At 60.7% G+C, this 6,900-nt stretch carries 10 protein-coding genes; 5 read left to right on the top strand and 5 right to left on the bottom strand.

The window, feature by feature from the left end:
* Nucleotides 1–77 precede the first annotated feature (77 nt).
* The 5 genes from ABL914_RS04975 to ABL914_RS04995 all read left to right on the top strand — a co-directional run bounded on the left by ABL914_RS04975 (nt 78) and on the right by ABL914_RS04995 (nt 3,512).
* Nucleotides 78–599, top strand: coding sequence for a hypothetical protein (locus tag ABL914_RS04975; protein WP_391562058.1), 522 nt, complete (start codon nt 78–80; stop codon nt 597–599).
* Between the two features lie 153 nt (nt 600–752).
* Nucleotides 753–1,115, top strand: a complete 363-nt coding sequence (rpsF, locus tag ABL914_RS04980) for a 30S ribosomal protein S6 (protein WP_391562059.1) — start codon at nt 753–755, stop codon at nt 1,113–1,115.
* Nucleotides 1,116–1,118: 3 nt separating this feature from the next.
* Nucleotides 1,119–1,343: a 30S ribosomal protein S18 gene (gene rpsR, locus ABL914_RS04985; RefSeq protein WP_391562060.1), complete on the top strand. Its 225-nt coding sequence runs from the start codon at nt 1,119–1,121 to the stop codon at nt 1,341–1,343.
* Nucleotides 1,344–1,357: 14 nt separating this feature from the next.
* Nucleotides 1,358–1,981 carry a 50S ribosomal protein L9 gene (rplI, locus tag ABL914_RS04990; protein ID WP_391562061.1) on the top strand — a complete coding sequence of 208 codons (624 nt, stop codon included), beginning with the start codon at nt 1,358–1,360 and terminating at the stop codon, nt 1,979–1,981.
* Between the two features lie 97 nt (nt 1,982–2,078).
* A complete protein-coding gene (locus ABL914_RS04995) occupies nt 2,079–3,512 on the top strand; it encodes an AMP nucleosidase (RefSeq protein ID WP_391562062.1) in 1,434 nt (477 codons plus the stop codon).
* On the opposite strand, the gene ABL914_RS05000 is transcribed toward ABL914_RS04995, so the two are convergent.
* The 5 genes from ABL914_RS05000 to ABL914_RS05020 are packed head-to-tail and all read right to left on the bottom strand — an operon-like array spanning nt 3,490 to nt 6,756.
* A complete protein-coding gene (locus tag ABL914_RS05000) occupies nt 3,490–4,197 on the bottom strand; it encodes an alpha/beta fold hydrolase (protein ID WP_391562068.1) in 708 nt (235 codons plus the stop codon). The genes ABL914_RS04995 and ABL914_RS05000 overlap by 23 nt on opposite strands.
* A gap of 50 nt (nt 4,198–4,247) precedes the next feature.
* Nucleotides 4,248–4,694 (bottom strand): GFA family protein, encoded by a 447-nt coding sequence (locus ABL914_RS05005; protein ID WP_391562063.1) that lies wholly within the window; start codon nt 4,692–4,694, stop codon nt 4,248–4,250.
* On the bottom strand, nt 4,694–5,149 hold the full coding sequence (locus tag ABL914_RS05010; RefSeq protein ID WP_391562064.1) for a GFA family protein: 456 nt from the start codon (nt 5,147–5,149) through the stop codon (nt 4,694–4,696). The genes ABL914_RS05005 and ABL914_RS05010 overlap by 1 nt, the downstream gene beginning before the upstream one ends.
* A gap of 9 nt (nt 5,150–5,158) precedes the next feature.
* Entirely contained in the window at nt 5,159–5,725 is a 567-nt protein-coding gene (locus ABL914_RS05015) for an RES domain-containing protein (protein ID WP_391562065.1), read from the bottom strand.
* Nucleotides 5,726–5,730: 5 nt separating this feature from the next.
* Nucleotides 5,731–6,756: an aspartate-semialdehyde dehydrogenase gene (locus tag ABL914_RS05020; protein WP_391562066.1), complete on the bottom strand. Its 1,026-nt coding sequence runs from the start codon at nt 6,754–6,756 to the stop codon at nt 5,731–5,733.
* Between the last annotated feature and the right edge of the window lie 144 nt (nt 6,757–6,900).

Below are 6,900 nucleotides of genomic sequence, written 5' to 3' on the forward strand. Positions count from 1 at the left end.
ATTGTCGCAAATGCACAAGGGCGGCTGGCCCGCGCTGGTCTAGCTGCACGGCAACTTGTTTTAAGGTACCACACACAATGACGATTTCCCGCCGCACCGCCCTGATCGGCATAGGCGCATCAGGTGCTGCCTTGTTCATGCCCGCCGGGTCGGCAGCGGCAAACCTGGTCCGAGAAAACTGGCCTGTATTCAAGCCCATCTTTGCCCGGCACTGGAGCGGTTATGGTAGGACTGGCACCGCCGGAACCGCGGATGGCCAGCTGGCAATCTCGCTGGAGGTTGATCTTTCGCCAGACGACGCGATGCGGATCAATGGCCGCCTGCAGATGACCAGCAATTGGGAGTCCGGGACCTATTCAGCTACCTATGCAATCAACGGATATTGCTGGGGCACCGAAAACGCTGCGGGCGTCTTGATTGAAAATACGGCGCTCCGATCTGGGGATTCGCTGCCGCCTGAGCTTTACTGGCAAGGGCTGACCGGAAAGTTGGGGCTTTTTCGGGCCAACGGGAAAGAGGACAGCTGGCTGCTTGACGGAACGCTCTATGGCACCCGTGATGGCAACGCCTTTGATGTCCAGCTAGGTGATAACCACTGATCCCAGCCGCAGTCAGGCCATTCCTCCTTGCATTTACACTCAAAGCCGCTATGCGCGCCGCTTCCCGACCTTGTTGGGAACCGAAGAAAGCCGGAGGGGCCCCGCAATGGTGCGGATAAGCCAGCGATCGGCTAGAATGATGAAAGGCATGGTATGCCGCTCTATGAGCATACTTTCCTGGCCCGCCAGGATTTGAGCCAAGCGCAAGTTGATGCGCTGGCCGCTACCGCCACCGAGATCGTTGAAGCTGGCAAGGGCACGGTCACCAAGACCGAAGCCTGGGGCCTCAAGAACCTCGCTTACAAGATCAAGCGTAACCGCAAGGCACATTACGTGCTGCTCAACATCGACGCCCCTGCCGGCGTCGTGGCCGAGTTGGAACGCCAGACCGCGATCAACGAAGACGTGATCCGGTGGTTGACCGTGCGCGTTGACGAGCATGAAGCTGGTCCGTCGGTGCAGATGCGCAAGCAAGACCGTGAGCGCGCCAAGCGCCGCGAACGCGAGGAGTTCTAAGTCATGGCCCGCGCATTTTTTCGCCGCCGCAAGAGCTGCCCCTTCTCTGCGAAGGACGCCCCTCAGATTGATTATAAGGACACGCGTCTGCTGCAGGGCTATATGTCCGAACGCGGCAAGATCGTGCCTTCGCGCATCACCGCCGTTTCCGCCAAGAAGCAGCGCGAACTGGGCCAGGCGATCAAGCGCGCCCGGCACCTGGGCCTGCTGCCCTACATCGTCAAGTAAGGAGGACCAGAGCCATGCAAATCATCCTCCTCGAACGAGTTGAGAAGCTGGGCACCATTGGTGACGTTGTAACCGTCAAGGACGGTTATGCGCGTAACTATCTGTTGCCCAACAAGAAGGCGCTGCGCGCCAACGAAGCCAACCGCAAGGTTTTCGAAGCCAATCGTGGCAAGATCGAAGCCGACAACGCGGCGCGGCGCGGCGAAGCCGAAACGCACTCGCACAATGTCGAAGGCAAATCAGTTGTCCTGATCCGCGCTTCATCGAACGCCGGCCAGCTTTATGGTTCGGTGTCAGTGCGCGATATCGTCGATGCCCTCAACGCTGATGGCGCAGACATCGCAAGGTCAACGGTTGTCCTGGAGCGCCCGATCAAGACGATCGGTGTGTTTGAGATCAAGGTTACGCTGCATCCGGAAGTCTCGGTTATGGTCAAGGTGAACGTAGCCCGTTCGGCCGACGAAGCCGAACAGCAGGCTGCCGGCGTTGACGTGATCAAGGCAATGTTCGAAGACGAAGCCGCTGCCGATGCGGCCAGCGAATTCGAAGGCGGAGGCGGCGAACTGCCCGAAGAAGACGCAGCCCCGGCTGCTGAAGCCCCGGCCAGCGAAGACACTTCGGAAGACGAAGAAGGCTAAGGCTTTCGCGTCATTGCCAAACGTTCAGGGGGTGCTTCGGCGCCCCCTTTTCGTTGGTGCAATTGAAATGTCACGCAACTTGGGCTATAAACCCAAGATGAAGATGACAGAAAAGCACATTGCGGAATTGGTCCGCATCTACGAAACCGCCGTCCAAACCCTGAAAGCCGATATCGCCGCTTTCGCCCGTAACGGCACCCTTCCCCCAGCAGATCGCCGTGAAACGCGCGCCTGGTGCTATCCAGACCTCAGGATCAGCTATGGCGGCGTTGAAACCCAGGCAGATTTGCGCCGCGCCTTTGGCCGCCTGCAACAGCCCGGAACTTTTGCCACCACGATCACCCGTCCGGCCTTCTTCGCAGGCTATCTGACCGAACAGCTCGAACTGATCTGCGGCGACTATGAAGTTGAAGTGACAGTCTCCCGATCGGCTCAGGAAATTCCCTTTCCTTATGTGATCGATGCCAGTGCGGATCTGGGCAGCACCAGCCCGCAAGAGCTGGCACGGCATTTTCCAAGCACCGAACTGGCATTGATCGGCGATGAACTGGCCGACGGGATTGAGCTGGATGATCCCAGGCAAGACGTGCCGCTGGCATTGTTTGACGCGCTGCGCACCGATTTCAGTCTGGCCCGTCTGGCGCACTATTCGGGCACCAAGGTAGAAGATTTCCAACGCTTTATATTGTTCACCAACTACCACCGCTATGTCGATGAATTTGTTGATTGGGCTGGCCAGCAGCTGGGCCAGAACGGCTATGCCGCACTAACGGGCGCGGGCGGATTGGCGCTGAACGCGCCAAGCAGAAACGCCCGCGAAAAGCTGTCCGATACGGCCTGGCGCAAGCACCAGATGCCGGCTTATCACCTGACCCGGCCGGACAAGAGCGGGATTACCCTGGTCAACATCGGGGTAGGCCCATCCAATGCCAAGACGATCTGCGATCACCTGGCGGTGCTGCGGCCTGAAGCCTGGTTGATGATTGGCCACTGCGGGGGCTTGCGCGAAACCCAGCGGATCGGCGACTATGTTCTGGCGCACGCTTATCTGCGTGATGACCACGTGCTCGACAATGTACTGCCGCCCGAAATTCCGATCCCGGCGATTGCCGAAGTCCAGATTGCACTTGCCCAGGCCGCCGAAATGGTCAGCGGTGATATCGGTGCAAACCTTAAAAAGCGGATGCGGACCGGCACCGTGGCCACCACCGATGATCGCAACTGGGAATTGCAATACACCCAGTCCGCCCGCCGTCTCTCACTCAGCCGGGCCATCGGGATCGACATGGAAAGCGCCACTATCGCCGCGCAAGGATACCGTTTCCGCGTGCCGTACGGCACTTTGCTGTGCGTTTCGGACAAGCCGCTCCACGGCGAAATCAAGCTGCCGGGGCAGGCCAACCGGTTTTATGAGGAAGCCATCGCCGCGCACTTGCAGATCGGGATCACCACCTGCGATCTGCTGCGCGCCGAAGGATCACGGCTGCACAGTCGCAAGCTTAGAGCGTTCAACGAACCGCCGTTCCGTTAAGCAGAAAGTCCCGGATCGCCAGCCCCAGATCGGGCTTGGTCACGCAGCTCATATGGGTGCCGGGGACAATCGCCTGCATTGCATTTGGCAGAACCGCAGTCAGCGCGGCAGGATCGCCGTTATCGCGATCGGAATCGCCGTTGACGATCAGCGTTGGCATGATCAGCGCAGCCAGAGCCCCGGGCGGGGTATCGGTAAAAGTTTGCAGCAACATCCGCGCTGCAACGCGGTCAACCTGCATCATTTTCATGAACGAAACCGCCGGAAAAGCCGCATCGCCGGGTTTGACCAGATCGAACCGGTCGATCGCATCGATGAAGAATGCACCGCGTGCTGTCCATCCGGCCAGCCCCTCCAACCCCATCCCGCCCAGCACCATCCGCTGCGGCCTAAGCCCGGCGATAACCCCCCGAACCGACGTTCGCGCGCCCAAAGAGAAGCCGCACAGATCATAGTCAGACAAATCCAGATGAGTGACCAGCGCGGCCAGATCCTTGGCCAGGACATCATCGGGATAGGCAGATGGATCATGCGGCGCCGCGCTTTGCCCATGCGCGCGCAAATCGGGCATCAGGCACTCAAATCCGGCCTCGGCCAACATCGCGGCATGACCCCATTTGATCCAGTTCATTTCGGCGCTGGAGAACAGCCCGTGGAGCATGATCAGCGGACGGCCTGTACCCATGCGGTGCAGCGCCAGCCGGGCGCCATCGAATCCGGGATAGTACTCGGTGGTCACTCAGGCACTTCCAGCCCGGCGGCCTGCCAACGCTTCACCACGCTGCCCGTGGTTGCAGTGTAGAGCCGCGGCAAGGCGCTGGTATCGAGCCAGGCCTGATGCATACCTTCGCACCCGGCATGAAGCGCTGGTCGAAAGCCCGCGGGATCATCAAAGCTGCCCACGGTCAGGTCCATATCGCCTGTGCCATCAGCCCAGGCAAAGCCCAGCGGGGTGCCGCACTTGGAGCAAAATGGCCGGCGCGCCACGGGCGAGCTTTGGTACCAATCGGGCTCGGTCAGCCAAGTGACCTTGGATGGCTCCACCTGCACGAAAGCCGCCGCAATCCCGCCGGTGGCCTTCTGGCACTTCCGGCAATGGCAATAATAGGCCTCGTCGCCCGGATCGCTCACTTCATAACGGATGCGGCCGCATTGGCAGCCACCGGTTCTGGTTTGGGTCATCAAGCAGGCTCCGGTTTGAAAATTGCTATCCATCCGGCCGTATCGATCGGCTGGGTATCCATGGCGATGGCGTCTTGCGGGATGACGACCCACGGCTGCTTGCTCTGCACCCACAAATGCGCCGCCGGGACCATGCTGGGACTGCTATCCAGCGTTCCCGCCCGCAGATTGGAGATGCCGGGCCGGGCATTGTTGTCGGTATAGATCCGCGTCAGGCAGGCCTTGCAAGCATAGATTCCCGCCACGGCCCCACTGGGCTGGACATGCTCACCGCGTAGCAATTCGCCTTCGACGATCAGATCACCAGCCAGCACCGATTGCTGTATCCCGAACGCGCTTCCGCTGCGCCGCTGGCAATCGGTGCAATGGCAGGCATAGGACTGAAAGCGCATCGTTGGCTCCACGGTGTAGCGGACTTTCCCGCAAAGGCAGCCGCCGGTCATAGTCTGGGTCATGGCCGCAGCTTAGCGCCGCGAGAGGGACTCGGGAAGTGCCCAGCCTTCGGGTGCCGGCCAATGATCCCGCGCGCGCCAAAAATCGCAAGGCTGCGGATTGCCAGCCACCCTGACTTGCGGAGAACCGTGCACGTTCCAGGCGAACAGACAGGCATGCCACCCACCCGCAATCCCGCGCGAGACATCGATGATCCCCTGTGCGCCGCCAGCGCGGGCAGCGTCCGAAGCGCGCCACGAAGGCGGCTCGCGTCCTGCGGCCAGCTCGTCGTTCCAGCGCACTTGCGATTGCTCCGGATCGATCCCCAGCGCCGCGCAAGCGGCAAGATTGCGCTGATCAAACACCTCAGCGCCGTCGAGTTCGAGCGGCACGGCCACCCGCTCAATGCCGTCGGCCAGCAGATAGCGCCCGATCGCGATCGCGGCCCAGTCGGCCTCGGGCGTGATGTAGAGCGCCGGCTGGCCGGGTCGATGATAACGCCCCGCGCTTTCCGGCCCTGGCAGATCGAGCACCTGCTCCGCCCGGTCCGCCGCAATCGCCCGCCAGAAGCGGCCAGAAATGCGGTGGAGCGGTAGCATTTCGGTCAGCCCTTCTTCAAATGCCGCCGCCCCAGCAGTTCGGCGATCTGCACCGCGTTGAGCGCCGCGCCCTTGCGCAGGTTGTCGGATACGCACCACAGCGACAGGCCGTTGTCCACGGTCGGATCCTCGCGCACGCGGCTCACGTAAGTAGCGCCATCGCCAACGCATTCGACCGGCGTGATGTAGCCGCCATCCTCGCGCTTATCGATCAGCATCACGCCCGGCGCATCGCGCAGCAGCTTTTGCGCGTCGGCGGCGGAGATTTCGTTCTTGAACTCGATGTTGATGGCTTCGCTGTGGCCGACGAACACCGGCACCCGCACACAGGTGGCGCTGATCTTGATCTTGGCCCCCATGATCTTTTTGGTTTCGACCACCATTTTCCATTCTTCCTTGGTCGATCCATCATCCAGGAAGCTGTCGATATGCGGAATCACGTTGAAGGCGATCTGCTTGGTAAACTTGGTCGGCACTGCGGGATCGCCGACGAAGATGTTGCGGCTTTGCTCGAACAGTTCGTCCATGCCCTGCTTGCCCGCGCCCGAAACCGATTGATAGGTAGCGACCACCACCCGCAAAATCGTGGCGGCATCGTGCAGCGGCTTGAGCGCGACGACCATTTGCGCGGTTGAGCAATTGGGATTGGCGATGATGTTTTTGGCCTTGTAGCCATCGACCGCTTCGGGGTTCACTTCGGGCACCACCAGCGGCACATCAGGATCCATCCTGAAGTGCGATGAGTTATCGATCACCACACAGCCAGCCGCAGCGGCCCTTGGAGCATAGGCGATCGACACGTCTGATCCAGCGGCAAACAGTGCGATATCCCAGCCGGTGAAATCGAAATGCTCGATGTTGCGGACCTTGAGCATCTTGCCGGTTTCACCGAACTCAATCTCATCGCCGGTCGAGCGCGACGATGCGACCGCAGCCAGTTCTTCAATCGGAAACTCACGCTCAGCCAGAACATTGAGCATTTCACGCCCGACATTGCCGGTCGCGCCGACAACTACCACCCGGTAACCCATTTTCCGTTCCTTCAGCTTGCAGGCTTGCCCTTAGAGCAATTGGACTGTGCTGCAAGGTTGAGAGGCGCACGAAATCTTGGGCCACCTCTACCTTCTTTGTCATCCCCGCGCAGGCGGGGACCCAGGGTTGGCCCGCTCTGGGTC

Origin of the sequence: Novosphingobium sp. (assembly GCF_040079535.1) — a bacterium.
Lineage (GTDB): Bacteria > Pseudomonadota > Alphaproteobacteria > Sphingomonadales > Sphingomonadaceae > Novosphingobium.